Source organism: Arthrobacter sp. OAP107 (assembly GCF_040546765.1).
Classification (GTDB): Bacteria; Actinomycetota; Actinomycetes; order Actinomycetales; family Micrococcaceae; genus Arthrobacter.
The window spans coordinates 1,047,697-1,064,413 of sequence record NZ_JBEPOK010000001.1; the positions used below are offsets into that span (position 1 = coordinate 1,047,697).

The 16,717-nt window shown below is 68.3% G+C and carries 13 protein-coding genes and 1 pseudogene; 7 read left to right on the top strand and 7 right to left on the bottom strand.

Annotated elements, in window-relative coordinates:
- The first annotated feature begins 120 nt into the window (after positions 1 to 120).
- Both cobA and ABIE00_RS04895 read left to right on the top strand, forming a co-directional pair.
- Complete coding sequence (gene cobA, locus ABIE00_RS04890) at positions 121 to 1,407, top strand: uroporphyrinogen-III C-methyltransferase (protein ID WP_354257478.1); 1,287 nt, start codon at positions 121 to 123, stop codon at positions 1,405 to 1,407.
- A gap of 101 nt (positions 1,408 to 1,508) precedes the next feature.
- Positions 1,509 to 2,975, top strand: coding sequence for an FAD-dependent oxidoreductase (locus tag ABIE00_RS04895; RefSeq protein ID WP_354257480.1), 1,467 nt, complete (start codon positions 1,509 to 1,511; stop codon positions 2,973 to 2,975).
- A gap of 51 nt (positions 2,976 to 3,026) precedes the next feature.
- Here ABIE00_RS04895 and ABIE00_RS04900 read toward each other — a convergent pair whose 3' ends face one another.
- From ABIE00_RS04900 to ABIE00_RS04910, 3 genes are read right to left on the bottom strand one after another with little or no spacing between them, the layout of a single operon-like run.
- On the bottom strand, positions 3,027 to 4,421 hold the full coding sequence (locus ABIE00_RS04900) for an SRPBCC family protein (protein WP_354257482.1): 1,395 nt from the start codon (positions 4,419 to 4,421) through the stop codon (positions 3,027 to 3,029).
- A 34-nt stretch (positions 4,422 to 4,455) separates the two neighbouring features.
- On the bottom strand, positions 4,456 to 5,283 hold the full coding sequence (locus ABIE00_RS04905) for a DUF1206 domain-containing protein (protein ID WP_354257485.1): 828 nt from the start codon (positions 5,281 to 5,283) through the stop codon (positions 4,456 to 4,458).
- Between the two features lie 23 nt (positions 5,284 to 5,306).
- Positions 5,307 to 5,597 (bottom strand): hypothetical protein, encoded by a 291-nt coding sequence (locus tag ABIE00_RS04910; RefSeq protein ID WP_354257487.1) that lies wholly within the window; start codon positions 5,595 to 5,597, stop codon positions 5,307 to 5,309.
- A gap of 167 nt (positions 5,598 to 5,764) precedes the next feature.
- Here ABIE00_RS04910 and ABIE00_RS04915 point away from each other — a divergent pair, with 167 nt between their 5' ends.
- Positions 5,765 to 6,298, top strand: coding sequence for a hypothetical protein (locus tag ABIE00_RS04915; protein ID WP_354257490.1), 534 nt, complete (start codon positions 5,765 to 5,767; stop codon positions 6,296 to 6,298).
- Between the two features lie 95 nt (positions 6,299 to 6,393).
- Here ABIE00_RS04915 and ABIE00_RS04920 read toward each other — a convergent pair.
- The 3 genes and pseudogenes from ABIE00_RS04920 to ABIE00_RS04930 all read right to left on the bottom strand — a co-directional run.
- Positions 6,394 to 7,581 (bottom strand): annotated as a pseudogene (locus ABIE00_RS04920) (AI-2E family transporter); the annotation flags it as partial.
- Between the two features lie 83 nt (positions 7,582 to 7,664).
- Positions 7,665 to 8,345 carry a FadR/GntR family transcriptional regulator gene (locus ABIE00_RS04925; RefSeq protein WP_354257492.1) on the bottom strand — a complete coding sequence of 227 codons (681 nt, stop codon included), beginning with the start codon at positions 8,343 to 8,345 and terminating at the stop codon, positions 7,665 to 7,667.
- 6 nt (positions 8,346 to 8,351) lie between these two features.
- A complete protein-coding gene (locus ABIE00_RS04930) occupies positions 8,352 to 9,608 on the bottom strand; it encodes an MFS transporter (RefSeq protein WP_354257495.1) in 1,257 nt (418 codons plus the stop codon).
- A 140-nt stretch (positions 9,609 to 9,748) separates the two neighbouring features.
- Here ABIE00_RS04930 and ABIE00_RS04935 point away from each other — a divergent pair, with 140 nt between their 5' ends.
- Genes ABIE00_RS04935 through ABIE00_RS04950 form a run of 4 tightly spaced genes read left to right on the top strand, consistent with a single transcriptional unit; the run spans position 9,749 to position 15,180 of the window.
- On the top strand, positions 9,749 to 11,446 hold the full coding sequence (locus tag ABIE00_RS04935; protein WP_354257498.1) for a CYTH and CHAD domain-containing protein: 1,698 nt from the start codon (positions 9,749 to 9,751) through the stop codon (positions 11,444 to 11,446).
- Between the two features lie 10 nt (positions 11,447 to 11,456).
- Positions 11,457 to 14,156: a PEP/pyruvate-binding domain-containing protein gene (locus tag ABIE00_RS04940; RefSeq protein WP_354257500.1), complete on the top strand. Its 2,700-nt coding sequence runs from the start codon at positions 11,457 to 11,459 to the stop codon at positions 14,154 to 14,156.
- A gap of 39 nt (positions 14,157 to 14,195) precedes the next feature.
- Positions 14,196 to 14,462 (top strand): YciI family protein, encoded by a 267-nt coding sequence (locus ABIE00_RS04945; protein ID WP_354257503.1) that lies wholly within the window; start codon positions 14,196 to 14,198, stop codon positions 14,460 to 14,462.
- A gap of 34 nt (positions 14,463 to 14,496) precedes the next feature.
- Positions 14,497 to 15,180: an alpha/beta fold hydrolase gene (locus ABIE00_RS04950; protein ID WP_354257506.1), complete on the top strand. Its 684-nt coding sequence runs from the start codon at positions 14,497 to 14,499 to the stop codon at positions 15,178 to 15,180.
- Between the two features lie 6 nt (positions 15,181 to 15,186).
- Here ABIE00_RS04950 and ABIE00_RS04955 read toward each other — a convergent pair whose 3' ends face one another.
- Positions 15,187 to 16,623 carry a PucR family transcriptional regulator gene (locus ABIE00_RS04955; protein ID WP_354257509.1) on the bottom strand — a complete coding sequence of 479 codons (1,437 nt, stop codon included), beginning with the start codon at positions 16,621 to 16,623 and terminating at the stop codon, positions 15,187 to 15,189.
- Between the last annotated feature and the right edge of the window lie 94 nt (positions 16,624 to 16,717).

The following is a 16,717-nucleotide window of genomic DNA, read 5'->3' on the forward strand; positions in this document are numbered from 1 at the left end:
CATCAACCCCGTGCCGGAGCACCGCAGGATTGTTGTCGCAATGTGACGCAGCGTTACCTTGCGTGAACTGGTGTTTCCGCGCCGTTGGCCGGGCCCGTAACACAGCCCTACCGTTGATCCATGGCAATTCAGGACATTTACCCCACGGCGCTGCGCCTCCTCGGCCGCCCCGTGCTGGTGGTGGGCGGCGGACGCGTTGCTGCGCGCCGCGCGAAAGGCCTGCTCGACGCCGGTGCACGCGTCACCGTTGTCGCCCCCGAGGCTACCGCCGCGGTCCGCGAACTCGCCGACGCCGGCCTGCTCACCTGGGAATCCCGCACCTACCGCTCCGACGACGTCGACGGCGTCTGGTTCGTTCAGACCGCCACCGGCGATCCGGCCGTGGACACGCTGGTGGCTTCCGACGCCGAGGCGCAGCGGGTCTGGTGCGTCAACGCCTCCGACCATGAGTCCTCCGCAGCCTGGACGCCCGCCGTCGCCGTGGTGGACGACGTTAAGATCGCCGTCAACGCCGGGGGAGACCCGCGCCGTGCCATGGCCCTGCGCGACGCCGTCGCCACCGCCCTGGAGTCAGGGGACCTGCCGCTGCGCCGTCGCCGTATTTCGAAGGACAGTGCCCACCGTGGATCGGTCGCCCTTGTCGGCGGCGGCCCCGGCGACACCGGCCTCATCACCGTCCGCGGCCGCCGGCTGCTCGGCCAGGCCGACGTCGTGGTCGCCGACCGCCTCGGCCCCCGCGAACTGCTCAACGAGCTTGCCCCGGACGTCCGCGTCATCGAGGTCGGCAAGACACCGGGCCACCACCCCGTGCCGCAGGCCGAGATCAACCGGATCCTCGTCGAAGAGGCGCTCCGGGGCCACCGTGTGGTGCGACTCAAGGGCGGCGACCCCTACGTCCTGGGCCGCGGCGGCGAGGAAGCAGAATTCTGCCGCCAGCACGGTGTCGAGGTGGAAGTGGTTTCCGGAGTGACCTCCGCGATTTCCGTCCCCGCGGCTGCCGGCATCCCGGTCACGCACCGCGGTCTGGCGAAGGGCTTCAGCGTGGTCACCGGCCACGAGGAACTGTCCGAGGTCCCGGCCCGTGCGGACCACACAGTGGTGCTCCTCATGGGCGTTGGCCAGCTCCGCGAATCCGCGTCCGCCCTCGGCAAAGCCGGCCTGCCCGGTGACACACCAGTTGGTATTGTTGAAAACGGCTACCTGCCGGACCAGCGCGTCACCATCGGCACCCTCGGCACCATCGCCGACCAGGCCGAGGCCGCCGGCGTCGCCAATCCTGCAGTGATCGTCATCGGTGACGTTGTCCGCGTCAGCCCCTTCGCGCCGTCGCACTTCAAAACCGCTGACTACAGCACCACCAGCCCCAACAAGCCCCGCACAAGCACCACCCGCGTTCTCACCCCCTAGCCCCCGAGTCCCAACTGGCTGGCAGTTGTTGTCGTTTTGAGCCCTCAAAACGACAACACATGCGAGCTAGTTGGGTGGGACCGAAGAAAAGGAACACAGCCGTGTCAACCAGCACCACCGTAGGAACCGCCGCCCGCCCGTTGCGTGTGGCCGTCATCGGATCCGGCCCGGCCGGCGTCTACGCAGCGGACATCCTCACCAAGAGCGAGGCCGTCAAAAGCGGCGAGCTGACCGTGAGCATCGACCTCTTCGACCGCTACCCGGCACCCTACGGTTTGATCCGCTACGGAGTGGCCCCTGACCACCCGCGCATCAAGGGCATCGTCAACGCCCTGCACAAGGTCCTGGACCGCGGCGACATCCGCTTCTTCGGCAACGTTGACTACGGCACGGACCTCTCCATCGAGGACCTTCAAACACACTATGACGCCGTCATCTTCGCCACCGGCGCCATCAAGGACGCCGACCTGAACATCCCGGGCATCGAACTCGAAGGCTCCTTCGGCGGCGCCGACTTCGTCTCCTGGTACGACGGCCACCCGGACGTTCCCCGCGAATGGCCGCTGGACGCCAAGGAAATCGCCGTGATCGGCAACGGCAACGTGGCCCTCGACGTGGCCCGTGTCCTCTCCAAGCACGCCGACGACCTCCTGGTCTCCGAAATCCCGGACAACGTCTACGCCGGCCTGAAGGCATCACCCGTCACCGACGTCCACGTCTTCGGCCGCCGCGGCCCCGCCCAGGTCAAGTTCACCCCGCTGGAACTGCGCGAGCTGTCCCACTCCAAGGACGTGGACATCATCCTGTACCCGGAGGACTTCGAGTTCGACGAGGAATCCGACCGCCAGATCCAGACCAACAACCAGACCAAGACCATGGTCGGAACGCTCACCAACTGGATCGCCGAGCAGCCCGAGGACCTTTCCGAGCTCAAGGCCTCCCGCCGCCTGCACCTGCACTTCCTGCACAGCCCGGTGGAAATTTACGACGACGCCGAGAACCCCGGGCGCGTCAGCGGCATGAAGTTTGAGCGCACCGAACTGGACGGCACAGGCAACGCCCGTGGCACCGGCGAGTACATCGACTACCCGGTCCAGGCCGTCTACCGGGCCATCGGCTACTTCGGTTCCGCCCTGCCCGAGATCGAGTTCGACCACAAGAAGGGTGTCGTCCCGAACGCCGGCGGCCGGGTCCTGGACGCCTCCGGCGAGCACGTCCCGGGCATCTACGCCACCGGCTGGATCAAGCGCGGACCCGTCGGCCTCATCGGCCACACCAAGGGTGACGCCCTGGAGACGGTGACCTTCCTGCTGGAAGACCGCGAGAACCTGCCGGTTGCCGAGGCACCTGCTGCCAGCGCCGTCGTCGACCTGCTCGAAAGCCGCGGCGTGGAATACACCACCTGGGAAGGTTGGCTGGCACTGGACGCACACGAGCTCGCCCTGGGCGCCGAGGCCACCGCTGCCGGCGGCTCGCACGGCGTTGAGGTTGTGCGTGAGCGCATCAAGGTGGTGCCGCGCGAGGACATGGTCTCCATCTCCCGCGACGGGATCGCCGCCAGCGTCTAGCTCCTTAAGGCAAAGGGGGCCCTCACCCGCCGGGTGTGGGCCTCCTTTGGTTTAAGCTCCCGCGCCCCCGGCGGCCATGAGTTCGAGCCGCTGCAGGGTTTCGCGGTTGCGGACCGTGATGACCGGGCCGCGCAGGGCCCTCGGCACGGCCAGGCCGGGCCCGCGGACGGCGTCCTCCATCATCGTCACGCGGCACTGCTCGCCCAAGTCCTCGAGGGTGATGACCACCTTGGCCTCGCCGATCGGCCAGCCGCGCGCAATCAGTTCCAGCCGCTTACCCGGATCGGCCGCTGTCACCTTGGTTGAGTCATTTATGAGCAGCGGCCAGGCGCCCACCGAGTGGTGGAGCTGGGCGCCCACCTCCGGCCAGCGGGCGTCCACGTCGCGGATTCTCGAGGCACCCACCACCCAGCCGGAGTAGAGCCACCCGTCCGCGATCACTGTCCAGACTGCCGATGCCGGTGAATTGAAGACCTGCGTGACGGTTGACATGGTGTTCCTTTCGTCGGCCAAACCCTGACGCCGGGAGGCGGAGGTCTGGTCTGCAGCTGTGAACCTGGCGGGATCCGGGCCGCCGATGATGCGGGCTGCGGGGCGTCGGGCGGCCCGGTACGAACGCTCCCGGAGCCGGCGGGCCCAGGGGTAGGTTCCGGCGCCGGGCAGGGGGTGCTTCAGCGGATCGAACCGGATGGCCGTGTCCCCCGCGGCAGCGTCCCCCGGGGCGGTGGCAGTGGCGGCTGCTCTCAGGTGCAGCAGGCCGGCCTGCACCCACAGGCCTGCCGGGCTGGCGTACGACAGCGCCAGGGTCCAGTCTCCCGTCGCCAGCGACTCCTTGAAGTTTCCTCCGGTGTCTGCCCGGCCGGTCGCACGCCCGGGCAGAGACAGCGTGCGCAGCCCCAGGAGGACAGGGCCGTTGGCACCCTTGTACGGCATCAGCGTGGTGAACCTGGCAGTGCCAACATCCAGCTTGGGCAGCAGCATGTAACGGCCCGGCACGCCCCAGCCGGTCGAAGCGAACAGGACATCCCCGACGTCGGCACTGTCGCCGGAGGCGTCAAAGTCACCGGCGCCGCCGGCACCGAGAGAACCGGCGCGGCTGGAAGTGTCGGAAGCGGGAGAAATCCGCAGCGCCAGGCCCAGAATGTCCGGTAGCGATTCAGGAAGCCCCACCGACCGGGAAAACCGCCCGCGCACCTGGCAGGTTCCGGCGTCGTCGAGCCAAGAGATCCCGCTGGCTCCCGGGAGTCCGGCAGCAGCGCGCCCCGCGGCGCCCGTGAGGACGAGTTCGCCGACCAGGCTGATGCCCCGCGGATGGATGGGGCGGACGGGGCGCACGGCCTTGACGGCCCGGAACGCGGCAGCGAAAGCACGCCCGGCGAGGTCGGCCGTGCGGTTGGAGGTCCGGTTCGGCGCCCCCGCCGGATCGCCGCTGAATCGTCTTTTCATGCTTCGCCTTCCCATGACCAGACCTTTCCCATGGCTACATCCTGCCGAACTTCGACCGGACCAGCGCGAAGATCCCGTAGCAAATGAAGCCTGCACCGATGGCAAACAGCAGGTAGGGCCCGTACTCGTGGTCGCGGAGGGCCTTCAGGCTGCCGTCGAGACCCGTGGATTCTTCGGGGGTGTGCTTGGCGGCGGCGATGGCGAAAAGCAGCCCCGCGAGGAACAGTGCGATGCCCTTCGCCACGTGGCCGGTCACGCCCAGCGAATCGATGAGTTTGCCCCGGCGGGTGCCGTCAAAGTGGAAGAGCTCCTCCTTGAACCCCCGCCGGAAGCCCTTCACCACAAAGTAGATGCCCACGCCTATGACGGTCAGGCCCAAGGCACTGAGGATCACGCCGCCAAAGGGATTGGTGAGCAGGGCCGCGCTTACGTCCCTCGTTGACTCGCCGGAGTCGCCGCGAAGCCCCACCGCAAAGCCGCCGAAACTGAGCCCGACGCTGCCGTAGGCGATTGCCAGGAACCCGGAGGAGATCAGCTTCCCGATCCGTTCCTTGCGGCGCAGGTGGCGGGCCCGGAGGGTGGCCTCGCTGAGCTGCCAAAGGGAGAGCCCGGCGCACCCGACCATGCCGGCCCACATGAGTGCCGGGCCCCAGGGGTTGGCGGCCAGCTGTTCGATGGCGCCCGTGGGCTCGGCCTCGCCGGGATGCCCGAAGGCCAGGGCAATCGCGATGACGCCCACGATGATGTGCAGCAGGGCCATGACAGCGAAACCGGAACGCGCGACGACGTCGAGCGCCTTGGTGTTCGATGCAGCCTCAGCGGCGTCGGCCGCCTCGCTGATCGTCGAATCGTTGTCCGTCATGCCCTCCGGTTTAACCGTTCCGTTTAGCCGTTCATCGGCCCTTCTGCATGGATGCGCTCCGAGCCTTCGCCCACGAGTTTTACCGTGCAACGCACCACGAGGTCGTCGGGTGCGGTGTCAATGTCGACGAGTGCGTCGCCAGCGCTGAGGACGGTGAATACTTCCGAGCCGGCCTCCACGTCGAAGCCCTTGCTCTTGGCGGCCTGCGTTGCGTTGGCCAGCGCCTCGCCCTTCAGCCTGTCCACATATGCCTGGTCGTCCTCGCGTTCGGAGTCGCCGAATGCCCAGCCGAACAGTGTTCCTGTTGATCCCATGGCGTTGATTTTACGCACAGAACCGTTGATATTACGGGCTACCGTAACGTTAGTAAGTGTGCTTACCATGTGGGGACCATGTCTTTGGTGCGGCTGGCGGGCATCTGAACCTCGGGCCCGCGAAAGCCACTGTTCCGGATTGAACCTCTTGCACTAGGAAGGACATCATGGCTGGAAATCTTTTTGCGCGGTCTGTTCACGACCTCACGGCAGCGGCCTGGTTTGGCGGCTCGCTGATGGGCGCCATCGGCCTGAACGGGGCCACTGCGGAGGCGAAGGACCCGGCCGAGCGTACGCGGCTCTCAAGCCGCGGCTGGATGAAATGGGCGCCGGTCCAGACGGCCGCCTTCGCAACGCACCTGCTGGCGGACCTGTTCATCGCGCTGGAAAACAGGGACAGGATCGCAAGCCAGGAGGGCGTGGCCCGGGACACCGTTTACAAGACGGCCGTCACGGTGGCGGGCGCTGCCGTGACCCTGTATGCGGGGGTGCTGGGGAAGAAAGTGGACAAACTGGCCGATGAAGGTGCCAAGGGCGCCACCGAGCCGCGGTCCGGTTCTTCGGCAAAGCTGCAGTCGGCGCAGAGGCAGTTGAAGGTGCTGCAATGGGCCATCCCCGCCTTCGCCGCCTCGGTGATCGTCCTCGGTGCCAAGCACGGCGAGATGCAACGGCCCAAGAATGTTTTCAAGGGACTGCGCTGACGGGTTCTTCCTAAACCAATAACGCACCATGGCGGCCGGGCACCCAAGTGCCCGGCCGCAGTGCTCGGTTCACCTCCGCACCGCTGAGTTTCTACGGGCTGGCTGTCCGCCGGCGGCAAGTTTGGGTTCATGTCCTGGAGGTGCGGATTCTCGGCGGTCCACACCTGGATGATGGCCCACGCCACGGCTGTCAGCGGAACGGCCAGCACTGCGCCGATGATGCCCGCCAGGATGGTCCCCGCCGTCAGGGCCATGAGGATGACGAGGGCGTGGAGCTGCAGGGACTTGCCCATGACGACTGGCTGGAGCAGGTCGCCTTCGAGCTGGTTCACGGCGATGACCACCGCCACCACCGGGCCGTTGGCAACCAGTGCCACCAGGGCGGCGAGGATCCCGGCAACCGTGGCCCCGACCAGAGGAACGAACGCGCCGATGAACACGATGATGGCCAGCGGAATGGCCAGCGGCACCTGCATGATCAGCAGGGCGGCGCCGATTGCTGCGGTATCCGCCAGTGCCACAATGGCAGTGCCGCGGACGTAGCCGCCCAGAACCTCGAGGGTCCGCTTGCTCACCCGCCGAAGCCTGGCTTCCCGTTCCCCGGAGAATGGCCGCAGAAGGAAGTTCCAGATCCTCGCCCCGTCCTTGAGGAAGAAGAACAGGATCACCACCATGAGGCTGGCGCCGGCCAGAAACTCCGTGACCACGGAGAGGCCGGTGATGGCGCCCGACCGGACCTGGCTGCTCGTGGCGAACTGGACGGCGCCCTCCCTGGCCTGGTTCAGCTGCTCGCGGTCAACGGGAACCGGGCCGGAGAGGAGGAGGCTTTCAAGTTCGTCGAGGCCCTCGGAGGCCTGCTGGACCAGCTCGCCCCACTGGCTGCGGACCGAGAAATAGATCACGGTGCCGACGCCCGCCAGCAGAAGCAGCAGGGCCGCGAATGCCACCGCCGTGGCAGCTCCGCCGGGCAGTCCGCGGCGGCGCAGGAGGTTGACGAACGGCCCGATGGCGGCGGCGAGGATCAGTGCGATCAGCACCGGAATGACGAGCAGCCGGACCTGCAAAAGGCCGTAGACGGACACGGCCGCCACGGCAAGGACCAGCAGGATCTGGCCGCACCGGATTCCCACCCTTCCCAGGTTGTCGGACCACAGCTCCCGGGCCGGCTTATGCTCCGGCTGCCGGGCAGCCCGGCGCGGCGAGTTGGGACCGGACATAAGCCGTTGGGCCGGATCCTGCTCGGACACTGGATCCTGCTCGGACAGGCGGGCTGTTCGGGCCATGGGAACTCCTACTCATCAGATCAATCAGTCGACTGGCTTGATTAGTAAGCCTACTGACCTTTTTCTGTTGAGGCGAAAGCCCGTTATTCCGCCAGCCACTCCGCGCAGGAGTTGAGGTTCCGGAGCACGCTGGCCACGGCAGCGTCGCCGTCCTGCGCTTCGATAGCGTTCACGAGCTCGCCGTGGCCCGCGTCCGGCAGGCCGTTGAAACCGGCGCGCCGGTGCTGCTTCAGAAGATCGGCGTGGAACACGTCGCCGAAGCTGACGTAGAGCTCGTGCAGTAGGGGATTGCCGGAGGCCTGCGCCACCCGCTCGTGAAAGCCCCAGTCGGCGCGGGCCCATCGCGCGAAGTCTTTGGCGTGCCAGGCCTCCCCGCGTTCGGTGAGCAGCGCGCGCATGGCGGCGACGTCGTCGGCCGTTGCATGCCGGGCGGCGAGGCGGGCCGCCTGCGTGTCCAGCCCCACGCGGACCTCGAGGACGTGCACGTCCGTGTGTTCCTTGTAGAGCCGCCGGGCGGCCCCGGAAATCTCGCTGGTGGCCCGGACGTAGGTTCCGTCGCCGCGGCGGACCTCGAGCATCCCGCTGTGGGCCAGCGCCTTAACAGCTTCCCGCAGCGTCCCGCGGGATACGCCCAGCCCTGACATGAGCTCGGTCTCGGAGGGTATGCGCTGCTGTAGCGGCCACTCGCCGGTCTGGATCATGCCACGGAGTTTGGCGGTGACTTCGTCCGTCAGCGGCGGGCGGTGCGACGTGCTCAGGGTCATGGCGTCTTATTCTTTCATTCCGGCGGCGCTGCCTGTGCCAGTGGCGCTAACGCCGGCAGCCCGGCCGCTGCTGAGCAGGTGCGCCACGACGATCTGCACCAGGGCTATGACCAGGAGCAGTGCGATCGGCAGGGTCCAGCTGCCCGTCGCGCTGTGCAGCAGGCCCATGCCGAACGGCCCCGCGGTGGCGAGGAGGTAGCCGGTGGACTGCGCGAGCGTGGACAGGGCCGTGGTCTCTGCAGTGTTCCGGCCGCTGCGGCTGATGATCACCATCACCAGGGGGAAGATGCCCAGGCCGAAGCCCAGCAGCACGGCCGGGACAACGGCCAGTGAAACGGGAAGGACAAGAAGCGCGGCAATGCCTGCCGTCATGGTCACAGTGGCCAGGTAGACGGCGGGACGCAGCATCCGCGGGCGGGAGCCGATGGCGATCAGCGTCATGCCGGCAGGGACGGAGACCAGCTGCATGACGCCGAACATGAGGGCGCTGTCCGCGGGGCTGAGCCCCATGGTGGTGAGCATGTAAGGGAACCAGCTGAGCAGCGCATAGGCGAGCAGTGCCTGCAGGGTGAAGATGCCCGTGAGCAGCAGCCCTGTCTTGGTGCGCAGCAGCGGCCACGGGGACACGTGTCCGGCCGTCTTCCGCACGGTGTTGCGGTGGGCGTGCAGCGTCACGGGCAGGAAGCCCAGGAAAGCAGACAGGGCGAGGATCCCTATGGTGCCCAGCCCGGCCGACGGCGACCCCAGCAACTGCGACAGCGGGACCACCACCACAGCCATGACCGTGGCGCCGCTGGTCATGGTTACCGTGTAGACGGCCGTCATGAGCGAGGTGCGCGCGGCAAAGTGCTCCCGGATGAAGGACGGCATGGACACGTTGCAGACGGCCAGGCCGGACATCCCAACCACCGTGCCCACCACCAGCATGCCGGTGGTGGGAATGCCCCGGACCAGCAGCCCGCCCGCCAGCATGCCGAGCGAGAGCAGGATGGCCTTCTCGACGCCGAGCTTCCCGGTCAGCCAGGACGTTGCCGCCCCCGCCACGGCGAAGCACAGCGTGGGAATGGAGGGGATGAGTGAAGCGACCAGCGGCCCGTAACCCAGAACCTGCTGCAAATCGTGCAGCAGGGCCGAGGCGCCGGTGATGCCGGCGCGCAGGTTCAGGCCGATGAGGACCAGGGCTATGACGCCGGCGACGACGGCGGTTCGCGGCTTGGTCGGGTACGTGGCTGTTGTCGGGGGTGCTGAAGAAGTGGTCGCCATTCCTTAACGTTAGACGTTTGATGTTTGATGTCTAGAACTTTGTGGGGAAACTCTCGCGGGCACCCCTGCCCGGGCATAGACTCGGGCCAGCAGGCGCATTGAGCGCAGCAACCGGCAATGGGAAAGGACGCCGCCCAGCCATGACTGCCGAAGGCCTTGAATCGGAGAAGAAGTACGACGTCGACACCGGCACGGCGCTGCCCGATCTCGCCGCCATCCCCGGGGTGGGCGGCGTGGGTGAACCGCATGATGCTGAACTCGAAGCAGTCTACTTCGACACCGAGGACCTCGTCCTCGCCTCCCGCCGCATCACCCTGCGGCGCAGGAGCGGCGGAACCGATGCCGGCTGGCATGTGAAGCTGCCACCGGAACCTGCATCAGGGTCAGAGGAGGAGCCGGGGCCACGCCGGGAGGTCCACGCCCCGCTGGGCCAGGCCAACGTCGTCCCCGAGAAACTGCTGGCCTACCTGCACGCCTACCTCCGCGGATCGGATCCGGTGCCTGTAGCCCGGCTGAACACCCGGCGCACCACCCATGCACTCTACGGGGACGACGGCGTGCACCTCGCCGACTTCGCCGATGACACCGTGGACGCCGAGCTTCTTCACGGGTCAGGTGAGAAACCGGCAGGCCAGAAGCATCAGTGGCGCGAATGGGAACTCGAGCTGGTTCACGGCCAGCCGGAGGTCTTCAAGGCAGCGGCGCCGGTGCTGGCGTCGGCGGGTGCCCGGCCGTCAGGGCACGAGTCCAAGCTGCGGCGCGTGCTGGGGGAGGCGGCGCCGAAAGCCCCCGCCGCTGCAGAACCTGCAGGCGTTGCAGAACCTGCAGCCGTTGCAGAATCTGCAGGCCTTGCCGCGACTGACAGCACAGTGGGATCTTCCGGAGGGGCGAAGCAGCCCGGGGGCAGGAAACCGGGCAAGAAATGGCCGGCGTCCGCCGTCGTAAGCGAATACCTGGCCGGGCAGATCAGCGAAATCCTGGCCAACGACGCCCGGGTACGGCTGGAGGAGCCGGACGCGGTTCATGCGATGCGCTCGGCCACCCGCCGGGTGCGGTCGGCACTCGCGGTCTACCGGAAGCTGTATGGCAAGGGCGCCGTTGGCCGGCTGCGCGACGAGCTCAAGTGGCTGGGCCGGATCCTCGGCACGCCCCGCGACGCCGAAGTCATGCAGGACCGGCTACGGAAGCACGCGGCGAAGCTTCCGCGGGGTGAGGGGGCCGACGACGTGAAACAGCGGATCGAGCGGGAGCTGGGCACCAGGCTGGACGCCGCCTACCGCAAGGCGCAGGAAGTGCTCCTGACCGACCGCTACTTCCGCCTCCTCGACGACCTCGAAGACTTCCGCGACCACCCGCCCGTCCGCCCGGCCGCTTCCGCACCCGCGCGTAAGGCCGCCCGCAAGCTGGTGGGCAAGTCGGCCAAACGGCTGCGTCGCGCCCACAAGTCGGCTTTGCGGGTCAAGGACGGCGCCGGCGAAAAACCCGGCATGGAGCTCAAAGATGCCACCGCGCACGAAGCCGCGCTGCACCAGGTACGGAAGGACGCCAAACGGCTGCGGCATGCTGCCGAGACCGTGGACCCGGTCTTCGGCCGGCGGGCCGCCAAGCTGGCCAAGGCGGCGCACAAGCAGCAGACGATCCTCGGCGACCACCACGACAGCGTGATGGCGCGGATTTTCCTGGGGAAGCTCGCCGGCGGCCCCGACCTGCCGGAGCCGGTGGATGCGGCCTACGGCTCGCTCCTGAAGCGGGAACAGAAGATGGCAGCCAAGGCCGAAACCAAGTACCGCAAGGCGCACCGGAAGTCCCGGAAGGCCATCCGGCGCGGAGTGGGATAGCGGGGCGGCGGTGGACGAGCAGCCACCACGCCCGGGGGACACAGTCATCAGCCTGGCCCGGGTGGAAGCCGGCATGGTGCTGGAGGTGGGCGGCAAGGCTGCCAATCTCGGTGTGCTCCTGGCGGCAGGGTTGCCGGTCCCGCCCGGATTCTGCGTCACTACCGCCGCATACCGGCAGGTGGCGGCGGCGGCCGGAGTGGATCCTTCCGGGCCGGCGGAACAGTCGCGCAGCAGGCTGGCGTCGGCAGCCGTGCCCGCGGACACCGTCAGCGCCATCCTTGCCGCCTATGCCACCCTGGGCGAAGACGCTCCGGTGGCCGTGCGTTCCTCCGCCACCGCCGAGGATCTGCCCGAAGCCAGCTTCGCCGGCCAGCTGGACACTTACCTCAACGTCGTCGGTACTGACGCGCTGGCGGATGCAGTCCGCCGCTGCTGGGCTTCCCTGTGGACAGACCGGGCGGTGGCCTACCGCGCCGATCACGGGGTAGACCACGGCTCAGTCGGGATCGCCGTCGTTGTCCAGAAGATGGTGGACGCGCAGGTGGCCGGGGTGATGTTCACGGCGAACCCGCTGACCGGCCGGCGGAAGGAAATGGTGATCGACGCCGCGCCCGGGCTCGGCGAGGCGCTGGTAAGCGGGGCTGTGAACCCGGACCATTATCGGGTCGACGCCGCCACAGGGGAGATCCTCGAGCGCAGCCAGGGCTATAAACCTGTCCAGAGCCGGCCCGCCCCGGGCGGCGGGACCCGGCTGGTGCACCGGGAAGGCGGCGCGCGGCAGGCGTGCCTGACGGATGCGCAGGTCCGCTCGCTGGCCAGGGTCGGCGCCCGGGCGGAAGAGCTCTATGGGGAGCCGCAGGACGTGGAATGGGCCATCGATCCGGCCGGCGGGATCCTGGTGGTGCAGTCCCGTCCGATCACCACACTGTTTCCGCTGCCCGAGCCAGACAACCACGATGGCCGCACCCGCGCCTACCTGTGCGCCAGCCTGCTGCAGGGGCTGACCCGGCCGTTGACACCGATGGGCTTGGCGTCCTTCACCCTGATGAGCAACAGTTACCGGTCAGCCGGCGGAGGACCTGCCGCCTACCGTTCCACCCAGGCCGGCATGCGCATGTTTGTCGATGTCACGTCCCTGCTGCGGAGCAAGGGCGGGAGGCGCAGCCTTCGGCGGGCAATGAAGGTGGCTGATGCCAGGTCAGTGGATGTGCTGGCGTACCTGGCCGATGACCCCCGCTTTACCCTCACCAGGGCACCCAGGCTGGCGTCACTGAAAGCGGAGCTCAGGGCCTCGCCGCCCTTTGGCCTGCTTGGGAACGTCCTGCGCGCGATGGCCAACCCCGCCTCCGCGCTGGAACGGGTCAGGGAATCGGACCAGGAGATGGACCGGATGCTGGTGCTGCCGGGGCCGGTCTCCGGCGCCCGGCGGCTGGACTTCGTGGAACGCGTCCTCACCACTGAGATCACGCCCGCCGTGATGCGGGTCCTGCCGCCGGCGGCCGCCGGATACCTCTGGCTGGGCCTGGCCCGGCTGCTGCTGGGCCGGCTGGCGCAGCCCGGCGAACTGCAGGCCGTACTGCGCGGCTTGCCGCACAACGTGACCACCGAGATGGATCTGGAGCTCTGGCGGACGGCCACCGTCATCCGGCAGGACACTGACTCGGTCCGAGCACTGACCGGGGACGATCCGCAGATACTCGCCGGCCGCTACTTTGCAGGAACGCTGCCTGCCGTCTGCCAGGGCGCGTTGAGCAGCTTCCTCGCCAGGTACGGACACCGCGCCGTGGCCGAAATCGACCTTGGTGTTCCCCGGTGGGGCGAGGACCCCGCCCACATCATCAATGTCCTGGCCAACTACCTGAAACTGGCCGACCCGGAGCTCGCACCGGACCGGATCTTCCAGCGGGCCGCCGAAACGGCCGACGCCAAGGTTGCCGAGCTGGCGGCGCGCGCGGCCCGGTCAAGGGGGAAGCTGTACGGCAGGATCGTCGCCCACGGTCTGCGGCGCGCACGGGAAACCGCCGGCATGCGCGAATACCCCAAGTTCCGGCTGATAACGGCCTTCGCCATCCTCCGCGGCCAGCTCCAGCAGGTGGGCGCGGAACTCGCGGATGCGGGCCGGATTGCGGCGCCTGAGGACGTCTTCTTCCTGGACCTTACCGAAGCGCGGGTGGCATTGCGCGGCGCGGACCTGCGCGGACCCGTCGCCGAACGCCGCCGGAGCTACCAGCGGGAACTGCGGCGCCGGCGCATCCCCCGGCTGCTGCTTTCCGATGGCACCGACGTCGAGGCGGCCATGGCCGCGGCCCGCGCGGGGTCGTCGGCCAACGGCAAGCTGCAGCCGGGCACCTTGGCCGGGGCGCCAGCCTCGGCCGGCACCGTGACAGGCAAAGCCAGGGTCGTCCTGGACCCGGCCGGCGCCCACCTTGAGCCGGGCGAAATCCTCGTGGCCCCGTCGACGGACCCGGGCTGGACGCCGCTGTTCATGACCGCCGGGGCGCTGGTCATGGAAATGGGCGGACCCATTTCCCACGGTGCGGTGGTGGCGCGCGAATACGGAATTCCCGCCGTCGTAGGTGTCCCCGACGCAACTGTCCGGATCCGAACCGGGGATACCGTCACCGTGGACGGTGCCGCCGGGACGGTTGTGGTTGACACCTCCCTTGCGTCCGACGGCGTCTCCCGCGCGTCCGACGGCGGCCTCCCGTGAGTCCGGGGCGGCCGGTAGGATCGCGTCATGGAATTCGTCGTGTTGTACAGCCTGCGCAAGGGCGTCGACCGCTCCCGCGTGATGGAGACCTACCCCCGACACAAGGCCTACTACGAGGAGTTCCGCGCCGGCGGTGGCGGGCTCGTCGCGCTCGGCCCGTTCCAGGGCCCTGACCCGGCCGGCTCATCGATGGGCATCTTCACGTCGCGCGAGGACGCCGAACGGTTCATTGCCGGTGACCCGTTCACCACCGAGGGGCTGGCGGAGCCACGGATCCTCGACTGGAATGCAGTGCGTTTCGAGTAAACGCGTCAGCACCAGACGGCAGAGCAGGAGGGCTGTGAGCACTTTCGTTCTTGTCCCGGGCGCCGGGGGAGCGGGCTGGTACTGGCACCGGCTGGTTCCTGAGCTGGAACGGCTGGGGCACCAGGCAATTGCGGTGGATATCCGCGAGGACGATCCAGGTCTGGGCCTGCAGGACTACGCCGACATCGTCGTCGCGGCCACCGGTGACCACCGCGATGTGGTTCTTGTGGGCCAGTCCCTGGGGGCCTTCACGGTCCCGGTTGTCGCGGGGCGGGTGCCGGTGGGGCTCATAGTCCTGCTGAACCCGATGGTCCCGCTTCCGGGTGAGACGCCCGGCGAGTGGTGGGAGGCTACCGGCCAGCCCCAGGCCCTGGCGCTCAATGACAGGCTGAACGGGCGCAGCGGTGATTTTGATGAACGTGTGCACTTCCTGCACGACGTTCCCCCGGAGGTAGTGGCCGCGGGCGCCGGCGAGCAGCGCGCCCCTTCCGGCACGCCCTTCAGGCAGCCCTGCGAAATCGACCGCTGGCCCGACGTACCCACCAAGGTGCTGGTTGGACGCGACGACCGCTTCTTCCCGCTGGACTTTCAACGCCGCGTGGTCCGGGCCCGGCTGGGTCTGGGGATTGAGGAAATCCCGGGCGGACACCTGGTGGCCCTGAGCAACCCGGTTGAGCTCGCAAGCCGGCTGGACGGCTACACCCGCGGCTCGCAGTGACCGGGCTCAGCCGGCGTGCCGCGCGCCCAGCCGGGCGACCGCCAGGGCCAGCCACAGCTGCACCCGGTCGGCGGTGACGGAAGGGTCGTAGCCGGTGAGTTCAGTGATCTGCGCCAGCCGGTAGCGGACCGTGTTCCGGTGCAGGGTGAGCGCCTCGGCGACGGCGGCAACAGAGCCGTTGTTGTTCAGGTAGCTCTCCAGCGTGGCCATCAGTTCGGCGCCGTGGGCGGCATCGAAGCTGCGGAGCGGGTCGAGTGATTCATTCGCCATGTCCGCCAGCGGCACATCCTCGCTGGCCAGCAGCAGGGAGGTCAGGCTGAGCCGTTCAGGCTCATTGACCGGAAGCCCGTGGCTGGCAGCGTCGCGCGCCTCGAAGTAGCTCCACCGCAGGCCGTTCGGTTTGGTGTACGCACCGCCGATGCCGATGGTCGCGTGGATGCCGGCCTCGGCGAGGTGGTCGCTGAGGCTTTTGGCCATCGCCGTGGCGCCGCGTCCGTCGTCGGGCACCACGGTCACCAGGTCCTTTCCGACGACGGCGGTCACCGCGTTCTCGAGCGCCTGCGGCAGTGAGGAGCTGACCAGCTGCTTGTGGTGCGCCTCGGATCCGGCCAGAATCACCACGTTCTTGCGCGTGCTGTTGATACCCGTCCCAGCGAGGCGGCGCTGGGCCTCGCTGGGGTCCAAAGTCCCGTGAATCACATCCTCGAGCACCTGCCCGCAGAGCGCCCGCTCGGACTGGCGCTGCTTGACCATGTTGTTGAGCTCCACGCTGATGAGGTTCTGCGCGTAGCCGATGATGCCGGAATCCTCGAACGGGTGCTTCACCCAGAGCGTGCAGGCATCGCGGCGGCCGGTGGGGATGGGGTAGGTGGTCCAGGAGTCGGCTGACGGCGGTTCGCTGCCGCTGTTGTACAGCTGGGCGGTGAACTGGGTGAGTGCGATCTCGGTGCGCAGCATGCCGCCCAGGTGCCGCAGGAGTTCGGCCAGGCCGCCTCCCGTCAGCAGCGCGCGGGCCAGGATCTGGTGCCCGGCGATGAGCCGCTCAAGCTTCGAATAGTGGTCCGCGGACTGTGCGTCGGCCACGAGCTTGCTGATGGCGATGAACGGGGTGCCGTACGGCACTTCGACCACCGGCAGCCCCCACCGGTTTGCCTCCGCGATCAAAGCCGGCGGAACGGCGTCGTGCGAGAGTCCCACGCCAAAGCCAATGCCCACCGCGCCGGCCCTCTGGACCTGGCGGACGAAGCGCCGCTGTTCGGGCGCACTCTTCATCCGCAGCCCGGTGGTCAGCACCAGTTCGCCGCCGTTGAGGAAGCGCTGCGGGTCCTCCAGCTCGGTGACCGCAACCCAGCGGATGTCCTGGTGCGAAGTGGTCTCCGCCAGGCTGGATTTCTTGAGTCCCAGAGACTGCACGGCCAGCAGCGCCGCGAGGGAAATTGCCATGGGTCAAGGGTAGCCGGCGGCTGGCCGATCGCACTAAAGCACCGGTTCAAGGGTGTGCAGGTGGCTATTCCCCGTGGTGGTGGGCTGGAATAGG